Raw genomic sequence first — 22,075 nt, forward strand, 5'->3', positions numbered from 1 at the left:
GAAGGCAAGGGAGTCAGGCCCGGTAAGCGCAGCGCCACCGGGCAATACAGACGGGTACTGAATTAGTAGTAAGAGTGCTCGCCGCGCTGGTGCTCTGTCAGGTCGCGCACGCCTTTCAGTTCCGGGAATTCGTTCAGCAACTGCTTCTCGATCCCTTCTTTCAGGGTCACGTCGACCATGGAGCAACCGTTACAGCCGCCGCCGAACTGCAGGATCGCCAGGCCGTCTTCCGTGATTTCCATCAGGGAAACACGACCGCCGTGGCCGGCCAGTTGTGGGTTGATCTGGGACTGCAGCAGATACTCAACGCGTTCCATCAGCGGCGCATCGTCAGAGACTTTACGCATTTTGGCGTTTGGCGCTTTCAGGGTCAGCTGAGAACCCAGCTGGTCAGTGACAAAGTCGATTTCCGCATCTTCAAGATACGGCGCGCTCAGTTCATCGACGTAAGCGGTGAGCTGTTCAAATTTAAGGGCAGTGTCAGTTGCTTCCACAGCGTCCGGAGGACAATAAGAGACACCACATTCTGCATTCGGAGTGCCTGGATTGATCACAAACACGCGGATCTGCGTCCCTTCTTCCTGATTTGCCAGCAGTTTGGCAAAGTGCGCTTGTGCAGAATCGGAAATACGGATCATAGCTTTGGCCTAATAGTTGACTAAATTACCTGGGTATAATCATACGCCCATTGAAGAAGGGCTACAAGGTACGGCACAGACACCATACCTGAACCGACGCGGCGCCGCTTTGCAAAAGCAGTCGGGAAAGTTCAGCAACGGTACTGCCTGTGGTGACGACGTCATCCACGATGGCGATATGGAGGCCGTGGACCGGCAATTCAAGGCGAAAGGCGTTTTTCAGGTTCCTTTTGCGAAGCCGGGCGTTGAGCTGATGCTGGATGGCGGTGGCATGAACGCGGGTAAGCGCGCTGGCATCGTAGCGACAACCCAGCCACCGGGCGAGCGGGCGGCAGAGCAAGTCGCTTTGATTATAGCCGCGCCGCCAGTGTCGGCGTCGGTATAAGGGGACATTCACCACCATGTCGATTTTCGGCAAAGCGCGGGTTCGTCGCGCCTGTAAAACGGCCAGCAAAAGCAGGCGGGCAAGGGGCTGCGCCAGCGAACTCTGGCCGGAAAACTTCAGGGCGTGAATAAGCCCGCTCAGCGGCGGAACATAATCATCCACGGTCACCAGCGCGCTCCACGGCGGGGATTTTTTCAGGCAGCGACCGCAGGGCAAATCGCGGTTCGCCGCTGGTAAACCACATTGCGGGCAGGTTGTGATACGCCTTTCCAGCGAACGCGTACAGACGGAACAGACGCCCCACGCGCTGAGGGCAAGCGGCATTTTGCATAGCCAGCACAAGCCAGGCACTGTTAGCATGTGCAACCTCCATGTGAAAAAAGAGAACAGTAACTGATGAAGACGCTGTGGTGGCAGACCGTAGGGACAGGAAATTGCCATCTTGTGCTGCTGCACGGATGGGGCCTGAATGCGGAAGTGTGGCATTGCATAAGCGAGGAACTTGCCTCGAAATTTACATTACATCTGGTAGATCTGCCGGGCTATGGGCGCAGCCGTGGCTTTGGCGCGATGTCGCTTGATGAAATGGCGCAGCACGTTGTAGACGCCGCGCCGCAAAATGCCATCTGGCTGGGCTGGAGTCTGGGCGGGCTGGTGGCAAGCCAGATTGCGCTCTCCTGGCCCGAGCGCGTTAGGGCGCTGGTCACCGTGGCCTCGTCGCCATGCTTTAGCGCAAAAGAGGCGTGGCCCGGCATCAAACCTGACGTTCTGGCGGGCTTCCAGCAGCAGCTGAGCGACGATTTCCAGCGGACCGTCGAGCGATTCCTCGCCTTGCAGACGATGGGCACCGAAACCGCGCGTCAGGATGCCAGAGCGTTAAAGCAGGTGGTGCTCTCCCTGCCGATGCCGGACGTTGAGGTGCTTAACGGCGGTCTGGAGATCCTGAAAACGGCCGATCTGCGCGAGCCGCTGGCCGGGCTGAGCATGCCGCACCTGCGCATCTATGGCTATCTCGACGGGCTGGTGCCGCGCAAAGTGGTCCCACTTCTGGATTCCCTCTGGCCGGACAGCGAATCACAGGTCATAGCAAAAGCCGCGCATGCGCCGTTTATCTCTCATCCGAAGGAATTTTGTTCAGCGTTGGTTGCGTTAAGTCAACGTTTAGACTGATTATTTTCTATCCAATCTGGAAAAAGTTACACACCGCAACCATACTCCAGATGTCGTTGCGGTTGTTCTGCCTACGATGATCAAAACAACAATCCTATGGAGAGTCAGGCTATGAAACTTGTTACAGGTATTGTCACTTCTCTGGTTATTGGGTCACTTTCATTTGGCGTTTTTGCGGCAAAAGAGCTGGAAAAAGATAAAGTTGCCGGGATGAATTTGACGAAAATTGGTGAGATTTCTACGTCTGACACCACCGCGCCGATGGATGCAAGAAAAGAGCTGTCGAAGAAAGCGGATGAGCTGGGCGGGACATACTTCGTCGTCACCAGCGCAGAAAAACAGACCAAAAACGTACGCGCTACTGCGGACGTCTATAAGTAATACGATAAAACCGGGCAGCAATGCCCGGCTTTATTAGCGCAGTGCCCACCACTCCCTTAGACAGGCCTTTCCTTCCGGACAGCTTTTACAACTGCCGGAGAGGCAACCCTCCGCTTCTTCCTGAATCCGCACGGCTTTACCCATGGCTTCCAGGCGCTCCAGCATGGCATCGATCATCGGCTGCGGCGTATGCAGGCTAAGGCTGAGCTGTTTTGCCTCCATGCGTCCCTGCAATGCCAGTAAGTCACGAACCTGAATCAACGATGCCATCTGTTTTTCCCCTTAATGACAATCGCCAGCCGGGCTGTTGCAGCAGGTGGCCGGGGTTTTACGCGTCGCCAGCAGGTTGATATCAACGCGGCTTCGCGCCCGGCGCAGCAGGCCAATCACAATCACGTTAAACAGGATGACCGCCAGGATGCTGACCAGGCTGTAGCGCGGATGCTGGCTGAAGTTAACGGTCTGGTAAAACAGCGTCGCCAGCGAGTAGGCGATATTCAGCCCCCACAGAATGGAGAAGCCCATCCAGCCGCGGCTGGACTCACGGGCAATCGCCCCCATCACTGAGATGCACGGAATATAGAGCAGAACGAAGATCAGGTAGCTGTAGGCTGCGGACGCGCTGCCAAACTTCTCGCCCATCACGCCCATGGCACCGGTCGCCATTTCGCCGTCGCCTTTGCTGGCCTCAATCGGGTTAGCCAGCACGCTCAGGCTGAAGGTGTCTTTCAGGCTCTGCCAGGTCTCCTCTACGGCAGCCAGCAGTTCGTCACCGAGGTGAAACTCCGCCGGGTTAAATTCCTGCTCCTGAATGTTCTCTGCGGTGTAGAGCGTGTTCAGAGTCCCGACGACCACCTCTTTCGCCATCGCACCGGTGAACAGGCCCACGGTCGCCTGCCAGTTATCCTCCTGTACGCCAATCGGTTTGAAGACCGGCGTGATGACGCGGCTGACGGAGGCGAGGGCAGAGTCGTTGATGTTATCTGCCGCCTGACCGGTGAGGGTGAAGCTGTTCAGCGCGCTCAGGAAAATACTGACAATAACAATCACCTTACCGGCGCGCAGTACAAAGCCTTTCAGGCGCTGCCAGGTCTGGATCGCCAGGCTTTTCAGATGCGGGACGTGATAGACCGGAAGCTCCATTACAAACGGTGACGCTTCACCGCGCATGATGGTGTGCTTGAGCATTAAGCCGGTCAGGATCGCCATCACGATGCCCAGCACGTACAGCGAGAAGACCGCCAGCGCGCCCTGCTGGCCAAAGAAGGCTGCCGCGAAGACGGCAAAGATTGCCAGACGCGCGCCGCAGGACATAAACGGCGCCATCATAATGGTCATCAGTCGTTCACGCGGTGCATCCAGGGTGCGCGCGCCCATTACCGACGGCACGTTACAGCCGAAGCCGACGATCAGCGGGACGAACGATTTGCCCGGCAGGCCCAGCGCCTGCATCAGGCGGTCCATCACGAAGGCGGCGCGCGCCATGTAGCCGGAATCTTCGAGGAACGAGAGGAACAGATACATCATGCCGATCTGCGGTACCAGCGGCAGCACGGTGTTGATACCGCCGCCAATCCCCTGGGCAAGGAAGATGGTCAGCCATTCCGGGAAGTGCAGGGTGTAACCTACCCACTGAATACCGTGTACGAAGACCGCGACAGAACCGGCATCAAAAATCGGCTGCAGCGCGCCACCGATGTTAATCGCGAGCAGGAACATCACGTACATCACCAGCAGGAAGATGGGCAAACCGAGGAAGCGGTTGAGCACAATCTTATCCACCGCCGCCGTGAAGCGGCTGGGCTCTGCGGTAAGAGCGTTGCTGACCACGTCGCAAATTGACGCAATGGCCTGATAACGCGCATCGGCGATGTGCAGCGCCGGATCGTCCAGCTCGTCGCTGAGACGGGCGAGGGCCACGTCCAGCTTATCCGCCGCATGTCCGGCATAGGCGCGGCTGTAGATATCCCCTTCCAGCATCTGCAGGCCGAGCCACAGGCGCTGTTTTGCAGGCATGCTGCTGTCCATCTCCTGCGCCAGCCGTTCGGCTTCGCGCAGCAGCGGCTGGGCGTAGTGCACCAGCTCAACGTCGCGGTTTCCCGCGTGGCGGTCAATCGCCAGCTTAAGGGCGTCGATACCGCGAGCGCGGGTCGAGACCAGCGGAACCACCGGACAGCCCAGGCGCGCGGAGAGCGCATCGACGTCGATGCGCAGCTTTTGTTTTTCCGCAATGTCGAGCATGTTGAGCGCCACGATGCAGGGGATCCCCAGCTCCAGCAGCTGTAGCGTCAGGTAAAGGTTTCGCTCGAGGTTCGAAGCGTCGACCACGTTGATCAGCAGATCCGCGTCGCCGCCAAGAATGTAGTGGCAGGCAATTTGCTCATCGAGCGAAGTCTGGGATGAAATCGTGGTTAAGGAGTAGGTGCCGGGAAGGTCAACCAGGGTGACCTGATTGTCCGTTGTCGTGAACTGGCCTTCTTTACGTTCAACCGTTACGCCTGCCCAATTTCCCACGCGCTGGCGCGCGCCGGTTAACTGATTAAATAAGGTTGTCTTGCCGGAATTAGGATTGCCAATTAAGCCAATAGTTAATTTTTTCATTGTATTAGACCCACCGAAACCGCTGGCTTGTTAACGGGATAAAGATTCAACTTCTATTAATGCGAGGTCTTTTTTGCGCAGAACCAGATTTACGCGCCGGGTTTCGATATGAACAGGATCGCCCAACGGCGCCACACGCACGACCTGGAATGATGAGCCGGGCAGCATGCCAAGTGACAGCAGCTTCTGCCGATAGGCCGGGCTAATTTCGCGGGTAAAACCGGTAATTTTCCATGCACTGTCTGGAGTGAATTGCATAATGCCTGATTCCACGAGAGGTTAAATAATCTACACTGCGATGATAATGAGAATAGTTTTTATCAGCAATAATAAAAATGTGACGGGATGTTGTTAATCGTATTAATTTGCGGTCTGATTGACCTTGCTCAATATTTGCAGAATTACCCGGGAAGGAATAAAAAGCGTATTTGTTAATGGAGTGATAAATAGCGGTTTAAATATGGGTGTGCAATCGGTTTCATATATTTTGGGAGGGTTTTATTCCCCTCATCCCGGCCCTCTCCCTTTTGGGGAGAGGGTTAGGGTGAGGGGGGGTTACCTTAGCGTTTCTTACCCATCGCCGCCGCCAGCGCGTCCATCATCGCGCTGTTGCCCGCAGGCTGCGCGTCACGCCCGCGCGGTTTTGTGGCTTTCGTGGCCGGACGCTGCTGCTCGCGGCCTCCGCCGTTGCCGCCACGGCGCGCGCTGGTGTCGCCCGGCTGCTCATCCAGACGCATGGTCAGGGCGATACGCTTGCGCTGCAGATCCACCTCCAGCACTTTCACCTTCACGATGTCGCCCGCTTTGACCACGGTGTGCGGGTCTTCAACGAACTTGTCGGCAAGGGAAGAGATATGCACCAGACCGTCCTGGTGCACGCCGATATCCACAAACGCGCCGAAGTTGGTGACGTTGGTCACCGCGCCTTCCAGCACCATGCCCGGCAGGAGATCGTTCATGGTCTCGATGCCGTCAGCAAAGGTCGCCGTTTTGAACTCAGGACGCGGATCGCGGCCCGGTTTTTCCAGCTCTTTAATGATATCGGTGACGGTTGGCACGCCAAATTTGTCGTCGGTGAAATCAACGGCTTTCAGGTTACGCAGAGCGCTACTGTCGCCCATGAGATCCTTCAGCGCCTGCTGGGTGGCGGCCAGGATGCGTTCCACCACTGGATACGCTTCCGGGTGAACGGTAGAGGCATCCAACGGGTTATCGCCGTGGTTGATGCGCAGGAAGCCCGCGCACTGCTCAAACGCTTTCGGCCCCAGGCGGCTTACTTTCAGCAGCTGCTGACGGTTCTGGAACTGGCCATTCTCATCGCGCCAGGCGACGATGTTTTGCGCCATCATGCGGGTTAAGCCCGCCACGCGGGTCAGCAGAGGAACGGAAGCGGTGTTCAGGTCCACGCCGACGGCGTTTACGCAGTCTTCCACGACCGCGTCCAGCTTGCGCGCCAGCTGCGTCTGGCTCACGTCGTGCTGATACTGGCCCACGCCGATGGATTTCGGATCGATCTTCACCAGCTCCGCCAGCGGATCCTGCAGACGACGGGCGATGGAGACCGCGCCGCGCAGGGAAACGTCCAGGTCAGGGAATTCCTGCGCCGCCAGCTCAGAGGCGGAATAGACCGATGCGCCCGCTTCGCTGACGATCACTTTCTGTGCCGTCACTTTCGGGAACTGCTTCTGCACGTCGAGGTAGAAACGCTCGGTTTCGCGTGATGCGGTGCCGTTACCGATGGCAACCAGCTCCACGTTGTACTTCTCGCACAGCGCCGCCACCACGACGGCGGCTTTCGCTGCCTGGCCGGTGTGCGGGTAAATGGTATCGGTGGCGACCAGCTTGCCGGTGCCGTCAACGACCGCCACCTTCACGCCGGTACGCAGGCCCGGATCGAGCCCCATGGTGGCGCGCAGGCCCGCAGGAGCGGCCATCAGCAGGTCATGCAGGTTACGGGCGAAGACGTTGATCGCTTCGTCTTCCGCTCGCTCGCGCACGGTGCCCATCAGCTCGGTTTCCAGGTGCATCAGCACCTTGATGCGCCAGGTCCAGCTCACCACGCCTTTGCGCCAGCTGTCCGCCGGGGCGTTGTTCAGGCGCAGGCCGAGATGGTCGATGATAATCTGCTCGCAGTGGCTCTCTTTCGGCGGCTCGTCAAACTGCGGGTCGGCGTTCAGGGAGAGCTGGAGCACGCCTTCGTTGCGGCCGCGGAACATCGCCAGCGCGCGGTGAGACGGGGTGGTCGAAATCGGTTCGTGGTGATCGAAGTAGTCGCGGAACTTCGCGCCTTCTTCCTCTTTGCCCGCGACGACGGTAGAGACGATATGCGCGTTCTTCCACAAATAATCACGCACTTTGGCCAGCAGGGCGGCGTCTTCCGCGAAGCGCTCCATCAGGATGTAGCGCGCGCCGTCCAGAGCGGCCTTGGTGTCAGCGACACCTTTGTCGGCGTCGACGAATTTCGCCGCTTCGGTTTCCGGGGCGTGAGATGGCTCATTCCACAGCAGCTCTGCCAGCGGCTCAAGGCCCGCCTCAATCGCAATCTGCCCGCGGGTACGGCGCTTCGGTTTGTACGGCAGATAGAGATCTTCGAGTTCGGTTTTGCTCAGGGTGCCGTTAATGGCGCTTTCCAGCTCGCTGGTCAGCTTGCCCTGTTCGCCGATGGATTTGAGGATCGCCTGACGACGTTCTTCCAGCTCGCGCAGATAGCCCAGGCGGGTCTCCAGGTTACGCAGCTGCGTGTCATCCAGACCGCCTGTGACTTCCTTACGATAACGTGCAATAAACGGCACGGTGTTCCCTTCATCAAGCAGGCGAACGGCAGCTTCTACCTGTTCGGCTCTGGCCTGAAGTTCACCCGCAATAATGCGGCAGAGCGAATCTTTCATCATGGCTTTATCATCTTGTGGGTCAAAAATCAGGGGATAGTTATACGGGCTGACACGGCAAAATGCCAGCCGGGGAGGGCGCTCTCGGACTATTTTACGTAGACGATCTCATTGACGTACCAGCTGGCTTCACCGGCTGGGGTCTGAACGACGGCTAAATCGCCCACTTCCTTTTTCAGCAGCGCGCGGGCCATCGGGGAGTCGATAGAAATGTAATCTTTACGACCAAAAATTTCATCGTAACCGACGATGCGAAAACGCAGGGTGTTACCATCGTCGTTTTCAATCTCCACCCACGCGCCGAAGAACACTTTGCCCTCCTGCTGCGGGGAGTAATCGACGATTTTTAGATTCTCAAGACACTTCGTCAGATAGCGTACCCGGCGGTCAATTTCACGCAGCCGCTTCTTGTTGTACTGATAATCAGCATTTTCGCTGCGATCGCCCAGGCTGGCCGCCCAGGTCACCTTTTTGGTTACTTCAGGACGCTCTTCGCGCCACAGGTAATCCATCTCTTTTTTGAGCTTTTCGTACCCTTCGCGGGTGATCAGGGGCGTTTTCATGGTGCTGCCTTTGCTGCCGGTTCTCTGTTTTGCGCACAATACGTACCACACAGTGTAACAGACAGGATTAATAATGATTTATGTGATGAAATGAACAGATAAGCTGCTGTTAAATATGCTTTGTAACAATTTCGACTAGAATTTATACCAGAATTAACTGGTCGAATACGTGCACTTTTTTAGAATACGCTGTTACAAAGACTATCCGAACCTTTGGGAGTACACACAATGCAAGAAAACTACAAAATTCTGGTCGTGGATGACGACATGCGCCTGCGCGCGCTGCTTGAGCGTTATCTGACCGAGCAGGGCTTCCAGGTTCGTAGCGTCGCGAACGCTGAGCAGATGGACCGTCTGCTGACCCGCGAATCTTTCCATCTGATGGTTCTCGACCTGATGCTGCCGGGTGAAGACGGGCTTTCTATCTGCCGCCGTCTGCGCAGCCAGAGCAACCCGATGCCGATCATCATGGTGACGGCGAAGGGCGAAGAAGTTGACCGTATCGTGGGCCTCGAAATCGGCGCCGACGACTACATTCCAAAACCGTTTAACCCGCGCGAGCTGCTGGCGCGTATTCGTGCCGTGCTGCGCCGTCAGGCGAATGAACTGCCGGGCGCGCCGTCCCAGGAAGAAGCCGTCATTGCCTTCGGCAAGTTCAAGCTGAACCTCGGCACGCGCGAGATGTTCCGTGAAGATGAGCCAATGCCGCTCACCAGCGGCGAGTTTGCCGTACTGAAAGCGCTGGTCAGCCATCCGCGCGAGCCGCTTTCCCGCGACAAGCTGATGAACCTGGCGCGCGGTCGCGAATACTCCGCAATGGAACGCTCCATCGACGTGCAGATCTCCCGCCTGCGCCGCATGGTGGAAGAAGATCCGGCGCATCCTCGTTATATTCAGACCGTATGGGGTCTGGGCTACGTGTTCGTTCCGGACGGCTCTAAAGCATGAGGCGAATGCGCTTCTCGCCGCGAAGCTCGTTTGCCCGCACCCTCTTACTGATCGTCACCCTGCTGTTCGTCAGCCTGGTGACGACCTACCTGGTGGTGTTGAACTTTGCGATTCTGCCGAGCCTCCAGCAGTTTAATAAGGTCCTGGCCTACGAAGTGCGTATGCTGATGACCGATAAGCTGCAGCTGGAGGACGGCACGCAGCTGGTTGTTCCCCCGGCATTTCGCCGTGAAATCTACCGTGAACTGGGCATTTCGCTTTACTCCAATGAAGCGGCGGAAGATGCTGGCCTGCGCTGGGCGCAGCACTATGAATTCCTCAGCCAGCAGATGGCGCAACAGCTGGGTGGCCCGACGGAAGTGCGCGTTGAGGTCAACAAAAGCTCGCCCGTCGTCTGGCTGAAAACCTGGCTGTCACCCAACATCTGGGTACGCGTTCCGCTGACTGAAATCCATCAGGGCGATTTCTCGCCGCTGTTCCGCTACACCCTTGCCATTATGCTGCTGGCGATAGGCGGCGCGTGGCTGTTTATCCGTATCCAGAACCGACCGCTGGTCGACCTGGAGCACGCGGCGCTCCAGGTCGGTAAAGGCATTATTCCTCCTCCACTGCGCGAATATGGTGCCTCTGAAGTGCGTTCAGTAACGCGCGCGTTTAACCACATGGCGGCAGGCGTTAAGCAGCTGGCGGATGACCGTACGCTGCTGATGGCCGGCGTCAGTCATGACCTGCGCACCCCGCTAACGCGTATTCGTCTGGCGACGGAGATGATGGGTGAAGAGGACGGTTATCTCGCCGAGTCTATTAACAAGGACATCGAAGAGTGTAACGCCATCATCGAGCAGTTCATCGACTACCTGCGCACCGGTCAGGAGATGCCGATGGAAATGGCCGATCTGAACGCGGTGCTGGGCGAAGTGGTGGCCGCAGAAAGTGGTTATGAGCGTGAAATTGATACTGACCTTCAGGACGGTGAAATTCAGGTTCGTATGCACCCGCTTTCCATTAAGCGTGCGGTGGCCAATATGGTGGTTAACGCGGCGCGCTACGGTAACGGCTGGATTAAGGTTAGCAGCGGGTCTGAACTCAACCGCGCCTGGTTCCAGGTGGAAGACGACGGCCCGGGCATTAAGCCCGAGCAGCGTAAGCATCTGTTCCAGCCATTTGTGCGCGGCGATAGCGCGCGCAGCACCAGCGGTACGGGCTTAGGCCTGGCGATTGTGCAGCGTATTGTGGATAACCATAACGGATTGCTGGAGATTGGTACCAGCGAGCGGGGCGGGTTGAGCATTCGCGCCTGGTTGCCGGTTCCGGTGACGCGGGGGCAGGTGAAAGAGGGATAGTGCGGTCTGATGCCCTCACCCCGGCCCTCTCCCACGGGGAGAGGGAGAAAACATTAAAAAAGGCAACTTTCGTTGCCTTTTTGCTTTTACCTACAGCTTCGGACCCGCACTCACCAGCGCAGCACCCGCCGGGGTATCGGTGTACTTCTCGAAGTTCTCGATAAACAGCTTCGCCAGCGATTCCGCCTTCTCGCGCCACTGTTCCGGCGATCCGTAGGTATTGCGCGGGTCGAGGATACGCGTGTCCACACCCGGCAGTTCCGTCGGAATGGCCAGATCGAACATCGGCAGCGTGAAGGTTTCGGCGTTATCCAGAGAACCATCCAGAATGGCGTCGATAATGGCGCGGGTATCTTTGATGGAGATACGCTTGCCGGTACCGTTCCAGCCGGTATTCACCAGGTAGGCCTGCGCGCCGGATGCCTGCATGCGTTTCACCAGCACCTCAGCGTATTGCGTCGGGTGCAGCGACAGGAATGCCGCACCGAAGCAGGCGGAGAAGGTTGGGGTTGGCTCCGTGACGCCACGCTCGGTACCCGCCAGCTTGGCGGTAAAGCCAGAGAGGAAGTGGTACTGCGTCTGGCTGGCGGTCAGGCGGGAAACCGGTGGCAGCACGCCGAACGCATCCGCCGTCAGGAAAATCACCTTCGTGGCATGGCCCGCTTTTGACACCGGCTTCACGATGTTGTCGATGTGGTAGATCGGGTAAGAGACGCGGGTGTTTTCGGTTTTTGACGCATCGTCGAAGTCGATAGAGCCGTCGGCACGCACGGTGACGTTTTCCAGCAGCGCGTCGCGGCGAATCGCGTGGAAGATATCCGGCTCGGCCTCTTCAGACAGGCGAATGGTCTTCGCGTAGCAGCCGCCTTCGAAGTTAAACACCCCGTCATCGTCCCAGCCGTGTTCGTCATCGCCAATCAGACGGCGTTTTGGATCGGTGGAGAGCGTGGTTTTCCCGGTGCCGGAAAGACCGAAGAACACCGCTACGTCGCCTTTCTCGCCGACGTTCGCCGAGCAGTGCATAGAGGCAATACCGCGCAGCGGCAGCAGGTAGTTCATAACCGAGAACATCCCTTTCTTCATTTCGCCGCCATACCAGGTACCGCCGATCAGCTGAATACGTTCGGTCAGGTTGAAGGCAATGAAGTTTTCGGAGTTCAGTCCCTGCTCTTTCCACTGTGGGTTAGTGCATTTCGCACCGTTCATCACGATGAAGTCAGGTGTGAAGTCCTGCAGCTCTTCGTCGGTCGGACGAATAAACATATTCTTAACGAAATGCGCCTGCCAGGCCACTTCGGTAATGAAACGCACGGAAAGGCGGGTGTCGGCGTTAGCGCCGCAGAAAGCGTCGACAATGAACAGACGCTTACCGGAAAGTTGATGGGTGACGAGCCCTTTCAGATGCTGCCAGGTTTCCGGGGAGAGCGGTTTGTTGTCGTTCTTCCCTTTGCCCTTGTCAGCCCACCACAGCGTATCGCGGGTAGTTTCGTCTCGGACGATATACTTATCTTTCGGCGAACGACCGGTAAAAATACCGGTATCGACGGCGATAGCACCAAGGTTCGTCAACACACCGCGCTCGTATCCTTCCAGTGCTGGATTGAGCTCTTCCTGATACAGCGTATCGTAATCGGGGTTGTAGACGATTTCCTGGACGTCGTGAATACCATAAGCCTTGAGATCTTGCGGGGTTAAACCAGTAACACGCATATCACTGCTCCTTAGCCAATATGTACTGCCTGAAATTGTAGGGTTTTTCTGGGGATGTTAACCGCGACGGGGCTCATAGATTTGTGCATCTGGATAAAACCCTTACTAACGGAAAACGCTGCGACTCCAGTCACAGTGCAGGCGGATTATCGCAGGAATCGCTTTTTGGTTGGGGAAAATGTTCCGAAAAGGTTAAGAGGTGGTGATTTTATCGGAGAGAATGTGAATGTAATCGCATACATGTAAGAAAATTACGTAAGAGTTACATAGGGAAAACGATTCAGCTTTTGGGGGATTTTTGCCCCTCACCCTAACCCTCTCCGCAAAGGGGAAAGGGCAGGGTGAGGGGTAGCGTATTAATGAACCTGCGGATCCGCCGGAGAGGCGTTATTGCGGATTTCAGCGATATCCATTGAATTGAACACGTAGTGCGTACCGCAGTAGTCACAGTGCATATCAATTTCGCCGTCTTCAGCCATGATGCTGTCGATCTCTTCATCCGGCAGAGTTTTCAGTGCGCCAGCGCAGCGCTCGCGCGAGCAGGTGCACTTAAACTCCACGGACTGCGGATCGTACACGGTCACTTCTTCTTCGTGGTACAGACGCCACAGCACGTCGGTCGCCGACAGGTTGAACAGCTCTTCCGCCTTGATGGTTTCGGTCAGCGTCGCCAGATGCTCAAAGTCATTGGTCTGCGCGTCCTGCGCTGGCAGAACCTGCAGCAGCATGCCGCCCGCAGCAGGCTGGCCGTCCACTTCACCGGTACGGATGAACAGACGCGTCGGCAGCTGTTCGGAGCGCATGAAGTAATCTTCCAGGCAGGCTGCCAGGGTATCGCCTTCCAGACCGACCACGCCCTGATAGCGTTCACCTTCCTCCGGGGAGATGGTGATCACCAGGTAGCCATTGCCCACCAGCGTTTTGAGATCAGCATTTTCAGGAACGTCGCCCTGAACGCGCGCTACGCCGCGCATCTGCTGCTGGTTATTGCCGTTGATCACCGCCAGCGTCATCGGGCCGTCACCCTGCAGCTGCACGGTGATATCACCGGCAAACTTCAGCGTTGCGGTCAGCAGGCTGGTGGCAACCAGCAGTTCGCCCAACAGGGTCTTCACCGGCAGCGGGTAGTTGTGGTTTTCCAGAATCTGTTTCCAGGTTTCGGATACGGTGACCAGCTCGCCGCGCACGGCGAATTGTTCAAACAGATAGCGGTGTAATTGGTCGTGTTGGGCCATTTTCATCTCTCGTGCGGGTGAGGGTTACTCGCTCTCACCGTGTTTAAATTTCATCAGATCGCGGCGCTCTTTTTTATCCGGTCGCCGGTCCGGGTGGGGCATGGTCAGCGCATTCATTTTGCGCGCCAGCGCGGTCTTCTCGCGCTTTTCAACGCTTTCAGCCGTCTCTTCGTAAAGCAGTACGGCTTCCGATGCGGGCCGCCGCTGTTCGGTAATGGCTTTAATCACTACCGTACGTTCGTCGTTGCCCTGGCGCAGCGTTAAGGTGGCGTTCAGCTCAACCAGCTTGCTCGGCTTGCTGCGCTGGCCGTTGTAATGCACTTTACCGCCGTCAACCATTTCACGGGCAAGGGCGCGCGTTTTATAAAAACGGGCTGCCCACAGCCATTTATCCAGTCTTACCCCATCTGAGGGCTTTTCTTTCATGGCGTCTCCTTCACGGTCAGTGAGGGGATCATCTGGCGGTAGTCGTTCAGTCCCGGATGGCGCAGATAGCTTTTTTCAGCCAGGCCAGAGTCAGGATTAGTGACACCCAGACAGTAGCGAATGCCAAACGTTGCCGCAGAATCCAGAATAGGCTCGCTGTCGTCAATGAACAGCGTGCGCTCCGGCTGCAGGCCGGTCTCTTCCTTCACCGCATGCCACAACCGCTGATCCTCTTTCGGATAACCAAATGTGTGGGTGGAAAGTAATAAATCAAGGTGCGACGCCAGTCCCGTATGCTCCAGCTTCACGGCCAGGTTATGTGGATGCGCGTTAGTCAGCAAAATACGGCGCTTGCCGCTTGCTTTCAGCGCGTCCAGGAAGGGAACCGTATCTTCGCGCAGCACGGCGCGTGGTCCCTGGGCAGTGGTCATGGCACAAATATCCAAACCGAGGCGCTCGCTCCAGTAGTCCAGACAGTACCAGTTTAGCGTATGTTGCACCGCGCTATATTGCGAACGAATGAACGCCTGCGCTTCTGCCGGGGAGATACCCTGCTGCTCACCATAGGTTTCCGGCACCAGCTTTTGCCAGAAATAGTTATCAAAGGCGAGATCGAGCAGCGTGCCGTCCATATCCAGCAGAACGGTGTCGACCTGCTGCCAGTCGATATCAAGATGCATAGGGGGGAACTCCAGCCAGAAGAAACGTGCGCGACAGGGTAGCACATCTTGCCGCGCAACGACGTTATCAGATCAGGCTCTCAGAGGAGGGGATCAGCTTAGGATTGAGGCAATTCTCATAATATTGCTGGATCTCCGCCAGACGCGTGCGGGAGCGCTGGTAGCGGCGCAGGGCCATAAAACCGTTCCAGAAAATAGCGATCAGCATGGCGATCATCAGCAGAGAGGTGCCAATGTAACGCCACAATCCTGCGCTGTCCGGCATCCGGTGCAGGCCGATATGGCGCGTGCCGTTGGCGTCGGTGTAGATGCTTGTGACAATCCCTTCGGCACTGAACGGCGTTTGCATCAGCATCTGCGCCAGACGCTGGAACTGGCTCCACTGCTCCTGGGCCGGGTAGTCATAAAGCGCTACCTGTGGGTAAGGCTGATCGACCAGGTCGCTGCCTTCATCGCTGGCAATCACAAAGCCGCCCGGTGCCGGACTGTTGAGCGCCTGAGCCGCCCGGGTGGTTTCGCGCATCATAAACGGCGATGTCGAGGTGGCGACCAGGTTATCAAGCGATTCCGCGCTGACCGGACGCAGCAGCACGTTGACGCCATCCAGTCGTCCCGCCTCGGCGCGTTTCACCAGCGAGTCCCAGTCTTTACTGTTCCCGAGGTTAACCAGCGCGTTCTTGAGGCGTATGCACTCATCCTGCGAGGAGCATAAGTCCTGGGTTTTCAGGACAATGTCGCCAAAATCATCCAGCAGAATCATGCCTGATTTCTGGATGGCGGAACGCAGCGCGGGGCTGACGCGTGAATCATCGTCCGGTTTCGGGTGCAGCTGGCGGTTGACCGTCTGGGTCAGCGCCGTGGCTTTATTCACCACTTCGGATTCCGGCAGCGGCAGCGGCGGGGCGTCGTTCCAGATAATTTGCGAACAGTCGAACGGCGTGAACGGTGAATTCTGGCGCGTGTTCCACGCCCCCGGGGTATGGATATTACACATTCCGGTGCCTTTCAGGCGCAGCGTATCGCCCACCCGTACACCCGCTTCATCGAGCTGGTTGACGCTGGTCGCCTCGATGGTCTGCGCGCCTTTGATCCACGACAGGGTAAATTTGATGGGCATATCCAGCGGCACGAAAAGCAGCAGCATGATAAACACCAGCCCGGCGCCAGCGGCGATGACCGTGCTGCGGAGCCAGTGCTGAAGCGGGAAATTTTTCACTTCATCATGCAGAGACAGGAAGCGCCCCTGTCGCACAACGTGGCGGTCAAGATAGATATCAATATCGGTTTTCTGCCCTAAATCCTGCGCAATCCACGGTTGCCAGTGGCGCGGGTAGATCAGGTCAATGATCCCGAGTGAGATATTGTTGAGATGCTCCTGATCGTTCTCACCGAACAGGCCCCAGCGCTTTGGCGTGCCGCGCAGGCAGTGGATCTCCCGCAGCGAGGTTTTGGCCGGCGGGGCAAAGAGCCCCCACAGCCCGGCCGCAAGAAGCAACACCGCGCCACCCGCCAGCCATGGGACAAAGACGTCCGGCGTCAGCAGGCAGACAAAAAAGAGCAGGAAAGCGGCAACGATCAGGATGGCTTCACGAATACCGTCCGGACGGCTCAGGGCATACTCTTCATGCGTCTCCTGACGAATATTCAGCAGCTCAATCTGCTCGGTCTCTTCACCACGAATAGAGGCCTGCGTTGAACTCGCGCGTTCCAGCGCAAAGCGCGGGGCTTCGTGAAGATAGTCATTCAGGGTATGGCCGTTGAGCGAGATTACCAGCGGCAGCGAATCGGTGTGAATTAGCTCAACGCTGTTTTCGTCGTTAATGTACTGCTCCCAGGACGGAGGCAGATGCACCTCAACCGAATCCAGGTAGTAGCGCCACTTGTTGGGGTCGTCAGTCGTAATGCCGTAGCGCGTGATGGAGCGCGTCACGCAGAGCACGGTGTCACTTTGCGCGTTAAGCTTAAGCGCGACAGGTGCAGTCGTGGCTCCCGTCGGCCCAGGCGTTAACTGAGAACGGTTCAGCGTTTCGAGATAGTTTTCAACTGCATCGCGCTCGTCTTGCGTGAGTTTACGCGTTGTCGCACCCGCGAAGGCATTTAAAAAGGGCAGCCGGTAACGGCGCTGTATGCGTCGCCTGTACAGCCACCCTGCAATCAATGCGCTGACCAGCATAGCAGCGAGAACAATCAAAATGGTGCTCATGCTTTCCCCATCTTACTTATCTTACAGGTGTAGTCAGTAGCACCTTTACATTGAATGAGAGTCTGTGGCTGGCTATCGGCAAGTATGGAGTCGAACTTGAGCATTCTAAAGCGCATCCCAGTGACCGGTGATGATAGCAAAGCCTGTCATGGCGCGATATCAGCAAATTCCTGGAAACATTTCAACCTCTTGACATTTGTTTTGAATTGAGGATTGATCCCTGCTGCGTTGCATAAATGTAAATAAAGAACAATTGACATTGCCGAAACCGTGCGGCATATCGCACAATAACGCCAGTTCACACTGCTAAGACCCCATCAAGATGAGCAAACCACTACAAAAACCCACCATTCTGCACGTTGAAACTGTCGCCAAATCGCGCCTGTTTAACGTCGAGAGTGTGGATCTGGAGTTCAGCAACGGTGTGCGTCGTGTTTATGAGCGTATGCGCCCCTCTTCGCGCGAAGCGGTGATGATTGTCCCTATCGTCGACGATCATCTGATTTTGATCCGCGAATACGCCGTGGGGACGGAATCTTACGAGCTTGGGTTCTCGAAAGGGCTCATCGATCCGGGTGAAACGGTCTTTGAAGCAGCAAACCGCGAGCTGAAAGAAGAGGTGGGTTTTGGCGCGAACGAACTGTCGTTCCTGAAAAAGCTGAGCATGGCGCCGTCCTATTTTTCCAGCAAAATGAACATTGTGGTGGCTGAAGATCTCTATCCTGAATCGCTGGAGGGAGATGAGCCAGAGCCGCTGCCGCAGGTTCGCTGGCCGCTGGCGCATCTGATGGATCTGCTTGAAGACCCTGACTTTAACGAGGCTCGCAACGTGAGCGCGCTGTTCCTGGTTCGCGAGTGGCTGAAGGGGCAAGGGCGGCTGTAGGCCATAAAAAAGCCGGGTGGCGGCTTCGCCTTACCCGGCCTGCAATTCTTTGCCCGGTTTTTACCGGGCATTTTTATGCTTAAAACAGCTCGTGCGTCTCGCCGTTATCAATAATCTCTGTACCCACCTCATGCACCGCCTGTGTGGTTGGCTGCGTACCTTCGATGAAATACTCGGCACGGCTATTACCGCCGTTAGCGAGCTGGCCGGTGCTGCGGTCAATATTGACCGTCACCACGCCCGGTGGCGGCGTCAGCGGCTGCTCCGGCACGCCTTCAAGAACGGATTTCATGTAGGCATCCCAGGCCGGCTGCGCGCTTTTGGCGCCGCCTTCGTAGCCGGAAATCTGATCTTTAATCGCGCCGGATGCCGTGGTACGGCCTAAATCACGGCGATGATCGTCGAAACCGATCCAGACTGACGTCACCACGCCCGGCCCATAGCCGGAGAACCACGCATCCTTCGAGCTGTTAGTTGTCCCGGTTTTACCGCCGATATCATGGCGCTGCAGATCGCGCCCTGCTCGCCAGCCGGTACCCTGCCAGCCGGGTTCACCGAAGATGTTGGTGTTCAGCGCGCTCTTGATCAGGAACGCCAGCGGCGTGTTGATCACATGCGGGGCGTACTCCTGCGCGCCGGTTTGCGCCACCAGCGACTGGTTAGCCTGCTCCAGCTGCGGCTGCGGCAAGACGATATTTGGCTGCTCCTGAGAAACGGCAGGGTCTTCCATGTCCTTGTTTTCGAGCACCTCGGATTTCGGCGTGTTGCCGTAAATAACCGGAATATCACATTCAGGGCAGGCAATTTTCGGCTTCGCTTCAAACAGCACGCCGCCCTGGTCGTTCTCGATTTTGCTGATGAAGTACGGGTCAACCAGGAAGCCGCCGTTGGCCATCACCGAGTATCCGCGGGCGACCTGAAGCGGCGTAAAGGAGGCTGAGCCCAGCGCCAGCGACTCGGTGCGAACGATGTTCTGCGCCGGGAAGCCGAAGCGCTGCAGGTACTCTGCCGCATAGTCGACGCCCATCGCGCGCATGGCACGCACCATCACCACGTTTTTCGACTGCCCCAGACCCTGGCGAAGACGAATAGGACCGGCATACTCCGCAGGAGAGTTCTTCGGCTGCCAGTCGGAACCGGCACCGGCATCCCAGCGGGAAATCGGCACGTCGTTTAGGATGCTGGCAAGGGTCAGTCCCTTATCCATCGCTGCCGTGTAGAGGAACGGCTTGATGTTGGAACCCACCTGACGCAGCGCCTGCGTGGCGCGGTTAAATTTGCTCTGGTTGAAATCGAACCCGCCGACCAGCGCCATTACCGCCCCGTTCTGTGGGTTGATGGAGACCAGAGCCGAGTTCACATCCGGTACCTGCGCCAGCCACCAGGCATCGCCTGACTTGCGCACCCAAATCTGCTGCCCGGCCTGTACCACGTCGGTCACCTTGCGCGGCGTTGGCCCCTGCAGGGTGTCCGAACGGTATGGACGCGCCCAGCGAATACCGTCCATGCGCAGGGAGACGGACGTGCCGTCCGCCAGCGTCGCAACGGCTTCCTGAGGATCGGCCTGCGTCACTACGGCTGGAAGGAGCGGACCATAGGTTGGCAGCGCTTTCAGCGTGCTGGTGATTTTTTTGCTGTCCCATGCGCTTTCGCCCACTTTCCAGAGCACGTTCGACGGTCCGCGATAGCCGTGACGCATATCGTAGTCCATCACGTTATTGCGCACCGCGTCCTGAGCCGCCTGCTGCACTTTACGGGTAACGGTGGTGTACACGCGATAGCCATCTTCATAGGCCTTGTCGCCATAACGACTCACCATCTCCTGGCGCACCATTTCAGTCAGATAAGGGGCAGAGAAGGCGATCTCAGGGGCGTGATAATTGGCGTCAATGACGTCGTTACGCGCCTGGTCGTACTCGCTCTGGCTGATATAGCCTTCGCTCAGCATACGTGACAGGACGACATTACGACGTGAGGTAGCGCGATCGAGCGAGTAAAGCGGGTTAAACGTGGACGGCGCTTTTGGCAGACCGGCAATGGTTGCCATTTCGCTTAAGGTGAGCTGTTCAACAGGCTTACCGAAGTACACCTGCGCGGCTGCCCCCACGCCATAGGCACGGTAGCCCAGATAGATTTTATTGAGGTACAGCTCAAGGATCTCGTCCTTGTTCAGCAGTTGCTCAATACGGATCGCCAGGAACACCTCTTTGATCTTACGCGTCAGCGTCTTTTCAGGGCTGAGGAAGAAGTTACGCGCCAGCTGTTGCGTAATGGTGCTCGCCCCCTGGGAGGCGTGACCGGAGAACAACGCAATGCTTGCGGCACGGAAAATCCCGACCGGATCGACACCGTGGTGCTCGTAGAAACGGCTGTCCTCCGTGGCGATAAAAGCTTTCACCATCACGGGGGGAATTTGGTTTAAGGTCAGCGGGATACGACGCTTCTCGCCATACTGCGCCATCAGCTCGCCATCGGCGCTATAGACCTGCATTGGGATCTGGAGACGCACATCGCGGAGCGTGGCGACATCAGGTAGCTGTGGCTCAATATATTTGTACAAACCGTAAATCGAGCCTGCTCCCAGCAGAATGCAACAGACTGCAAGGATGAATAAATACTTTACGAACTTCACCGGAGATTTCCCATTTGGTTTCACTTGGGCAGTTTCTAAACAATCGCGCGGTAGTATAAAGGCAAGCCTGATTCATTGATATAGCCGTCAAGGCGACGGGCGATAAGGAGATCGTGAAGCATGGCTTTCAAAACATGGCAAACGGGCGTTCATATTCAACAGGATAAGGTGCTGATTACGGCACTGGTCCGGGAGAGAGGCGGCTGGTGCTTACGCCGCTGGTGGGCCATTTCTCTGGCCGAAGGCATCATTCGTGACGGCAAAATTTGTCAGCCAGAAGCGCTGGCCGATGCCTTACGCGACTGGCGAAAAGCGCTCCCGCACTACCACCGGGTATTTCTCTCCTTTCCTGCTGCACGGACTCTGCAAAAAACGTTGCCCCGACCGGCTCTTGCATTGCGCGACAGCGAGCAGCTCTCGTGGATGGGGGCGGCGCTTTCGCGCGAACTGGAGATGTCGACAGAGTCCCTCTGTTTCGACTACACCCAGGACACCTTCAGCAATACGTTTCACGTGACTGCTGCACAAAACAAAGAGGTTGAAACGCTTCTTGATCTGGCGAAAACGCTACGTTTGCGGCTGGCGACCATCACCCCGGATGCCAGCGCGCTGGCGAACCTGCTGCCTTCGTTAGCGCCGACGCAGTGCGTCGCCTGGCGGGATGCGCATTACTGGCTGTGGGCTATGCGCCATCAGTGGGGGCGTCGTTATACCACTGAAGCAGAAAACGTCACTGAGCTGGCGGCGCTGCTGGCCCTCAATCAGAATGACATCGCGTTCTTTGATGCCGAACGAACCCCATGGGAAACGCTGCAGCGCTGGCATGCGCCTCTTCCCGAATGCGGGGCTGACTATACCGTCGCGCTGGCGCTGGCCATGAGCGAGGTGCCTGAATGAACGTGACCAACTTCCTGCCCTGGCGTCAGCAGCGGCGCGCGCGATGCCTGCGTTTCTGGGGCGGCGTATTTGTCGGCGCATTGCTGCTCATGCTGGTGACCGTTTTTAGCGTAAGGATGAATCATCTGGTAACGCTGCGCGCGCTGCAGGCTCAACTGGCGGGCACGCAGTCCGTGCAGCGTGGTCTTGTGTCTCGCCAGCGACCCACCGCAGAGGTGCAGAACCCTGCGGGCACGCCGCAACGCCGCGCATGGCAACCGGTGCTGGAGTCACTTTCTGAGGCCATGCCTGCGCAGGTATGGCTGACAGAGCTGCGTTATCAGCCTCCTGCTCTGATGTTGATCGGCTATGCCACTACCCTGCAGGCGCTCTCTGCCTTGCGGAATGGGCTGGAGCACATAGACGGCTTTACGCCCGGTTCTGAGGGGGAACTCCGGCAGGATAGCCAGGGGCGCTGGATGTTCACTCTGCACCTGAAAAGCGAGGGGTAAT

Annotated in this window: 20 protein-coding genes; 7 read left to right on the top strand and 13 right to left on the bottom strand. The window is 57.3% G+C overall.

The window, feature by feature from the left end; genetic code table 11:
* Positions 1-62: 62 nt before the first annotated feature.
* Both nfuA and gntX read right to left on the bottom strand, forming a co-directional pair.
* A complete protein-coding gene (nfuA, locus tag IM284_RS02570; RefSeq protein WP_003861601.1) occupies positions 63-638 on the bottom strand; it encodes a Fe-S biogenesis protein NfuA in 576 nt (191 codons plus the stop codon).
* A gap of 61 nt (positions 639-699) precedes the next feature.
* Entirely contained in the window at positions 700-1,383 is a 684-nt protein-coding gene (gntX, locus tag IM284_RS02575; RefSeq protein ID WP_047367199.1) for a DNA utilization protein GntX, read from the bottom strand.
* A 36-nt stretch (positions 1,384-1,419) separates the two neighbouring features.
* Here gntX and bioH point away from each other — a divergent pair, with 36 nt between their 5' ends.
* Together bioH and IM284_RS02585 are read left to right on the top strand one after the other, a co-directional pair.
* Positions 1,420-2,193, top strand: a complete 774-nt coding sequence (bioH, locus tag IM284_RS02580; RefSeq protein ID WP_047367198.1) for a pimeloyl-ACP methyl ester esterase BioH — start codon at positions 1,420-1,422, stop codon at positions 2,191-2,193.
* A gap of 111 nt (positions 2,194-2,304) precedes the next feature.
* The gene (locus IM284_RS02585; protein WP_028014676.1) at positions 2,305-2,574 is read left to right on the top strand and encodes a YdgH/BhsA/McbA-like domain containing protein; all 270 of its coding nucleotides are present in this window, start codon (positions 2,305-2,307) and stop codon (positions 2,572-2,574) included.
* Between the two features lie 33 nt (positions 2,575-2,607).
* Here the strand turns inward: IM284_RS02585 and feoC are convergent, their stop codons facing one another.
* From feoC to greB, 5 genes are all read right to left on the bottom strand, one after another.
* Entirely contained in the window at positions 2,608-2,844 is a 237-nt protein-coding gene (feoC, locus tag IM284_RS02590; RefSeq protein ID WP_041911908.1) for a [Fe-S]-dependent transcriptional repressor FeoC, read from the bottom strand.
* 12 nt (positions 2,845-2,856) lie between these two features.
* Positions 2,857-5,175 carry a Fe(2+) transporter permease subunit FeoB gene (gene feoB / locus IM284_RS02595; protein WP_047367197.1) on the bottom strand — a complete coding sequence of 773 codons (2,319 nt, stop codon included), beginning with the start codon at positions 5,173-5,175 and terminating at the stop codon, positions 2,857-2,859.
* Between the two features lie 30 nt (positions 5,176-5,205).
* A complete protein-coding gene (feoA, locus tag IM284_RS02600; protein ID WP_006177893.1) occupies positions 5,206-5,433 on the bottom strand; it encodes a ferrous iron transporter A in 228 nt (75 codons plus the stop codon).
* 302 nt (positions 5,434-5,735) lie between these two features.
* On the bottom strand, positions 5,736-8,066 hold the full coding sequence (locus IM284_RS02605) for a Tex family protein (RefSeq protein WP_047367196.1): 2,331 nt from the start codon (positions 8,064-8,066) through the stop codon (positions 5,736-5,738).
* Between the two features lie 86 nt (positions 8,067-8,152).
* Positions 8,153-8,626 (bottom strand): transcription elongation factor GreB, encoded by a 474-nt coding sequence (greB, locus tag IM284_RS02610; protein ID WP_047367195.1) that lies wholly within the window; start codon positions 8,624-8,626, stop codon positions 8,153-8,155.
* A 228-nt stretch (positions 8,627-8,854) separates the two neighbouring features.
* Between greB and ompR the strand changes: the two genes are divergently transcribed.
* Together ompR and envZ are read left to right on the top strand one after the other, a co-directional pair.
* Complete coding sequence (ompR, locus tag IM284_RS02615) at positions 8,855-9,574, top strand: two-component system response regulator OmpR (protein WP_001157751.1); 720 nt, start codon at positions 8,855-8,857, stop codon at positions 9,572-9,574.
* Entirely contained in the window at positions 9,571-10,917 is a 1,347-nt protein-coding gene (envZ, locus tag IM284_RS02620; protein ID WP_028014672.1) for a two-component system sensor histidine kinase EnvZ, read from the top strand. Before ompR ends, envZ begins: the two co-directional genes overlap by 4 nt.
* Positions 10,918-11,007: 90 nt before the next feature.
* Here envZ and pckA read toward each other — a convergent pair whose 3' ends face one another.
* The 5 genes from pckA to IM284_RS02645 all read right to left on the bottom strand — a co-directional run bounded on the left by pckA (position 11,008) and on the right by IM284_RS02645 (position 17,171).
* A complete protein-coding gene (gene pckA, locus IM284_RS02625) occupies positions 11,008-12,627 on the bottom strand; it encodes a phosphoenolpyruvate carboxykinase (ATP) (protein ID WP_041911911.1) in 1,620 nt (539 codons plus the stop codon).
* Positions 12,628-12,983: 356 nt separating this feature from the next.
* Positions 12,984-13,868, bottom strand: coding sequence for an Hsp33 family molecular chaperone HslO (gene hslO, locus IM284_RS02630; RefSeq protein ID WP_161495995.1), 885 nt, complete (start codon positions 13,866-13,868; stop codon positions 12,984-12,986).
* Positions 13,869-13,886: 18 nt separating this feature from the next.
* Complete coding sequence (gene hslR, locus IM284_RS02635) at positions 13,887-14,288, bottom strand: ribosome-associated heat shock protein Hsp15 (protein WP_028014669.1); 402 nt, start codon at positions 14,286-14,288, stop codon at positions 13,887-13,889.
* Positions 14,285-14,968, bottom strand: coding sequence for a GMP/IMP nucleotidase (yrfG, locus tag IM284_RS02640; RefSeq protein ID WP_028014668.1), 684 nt, complete (start codon positions 14,966-14,968; stop codon positions 14,285-14,287). The genes hslR and yrfG overlap by 4 nt, the downstream gene beginning before the upstream one ends.
* A 67-nt stretch (positions 14,969-15,035) precedes the next feature.
* Entirely contained in the window at positions 15,036-17,171 is a 2,136-nt protein-coding gene (locus IM284_RS02645; RefSeq protein WP_028014667.1) for an intracellular growth attenuator family protein, read from the bottom strand.
* A 322-nt stretch (positions 17,172-17,493) separates the two neighbouring features.
* On the opposite strand from IM284_RS02645, the gene nudE reads away from it, so the two are divergent.
* Positions 17,494-18,054, top strand: coding sequence for an ADP compounds hydrolase NudE (gene nudE / locus IM284_RS02650; RefSeq protein ID WP_028014666.1), 561 nt, complete (start codon positions 17,494-17,496; stop codon positions 18,052-18,054).
* A gap of 79 nt (positions 18,055-18,133) precedes the next feature.
* Here nudE and mrcA read toward each other — a convergent pair whose 3' ends face one another.
* Positions 18,134-20,686: a peptidoglycan glycosyltransferase/peptidoglycan DD-transpeptidase MrcA gene (gene mrcA / locus IM284_RS02655; RefSeq protein ID WP_028014665.1), complete on the bottom strand. Its 2,553-nt coding sequence runs from the start codon at positions 20,684-20,686 to the stop codon at positions 18,134-18,136.
* Positions 20,687-20,806: 120 nt separating this feature from the next.
* Between mrcA and IM284_RS02660 the strand changes: the two genes are divergently transcribed.
* A complete protein-coding gene (locus IM284_RS02660) occupies positions 20,807-21,583 on the top strand; it encodes a hypothetical protein (protein ID WP_047367194.1) in 777 nt (258 codons plus the stop codon).
* Positions 21,580-22,074 carry a PilN domain-containing protein gene (locus IM284_RS02665; protein WP_047367193.1) on the top strand — a complete coding sequence of 165 codons (495 nt, stop codon included), beginning with the start codon at positions 21,580-21,582 and terminating at the stop codon, positions 22,072-22,074. The genes IM284_RS02660 and IM284_RS02665 overlap by 4 nt, the downstream gene beginning before the upstream one ends.
* The last annotated feature ends 1 nt before the right edge of the window (position 22,075 follow it).

Source organism: Enterobacter cloacae complex sp. P12RS (assembly GCF_014895875.1).
GTDB classification, from domain to species: Bacteria; Pseudomonadota; Gammaproteobacteria; order Enterobacterales; family Enterobacteriaceae; genus Enterobacter; species Enterobacter bugandensis.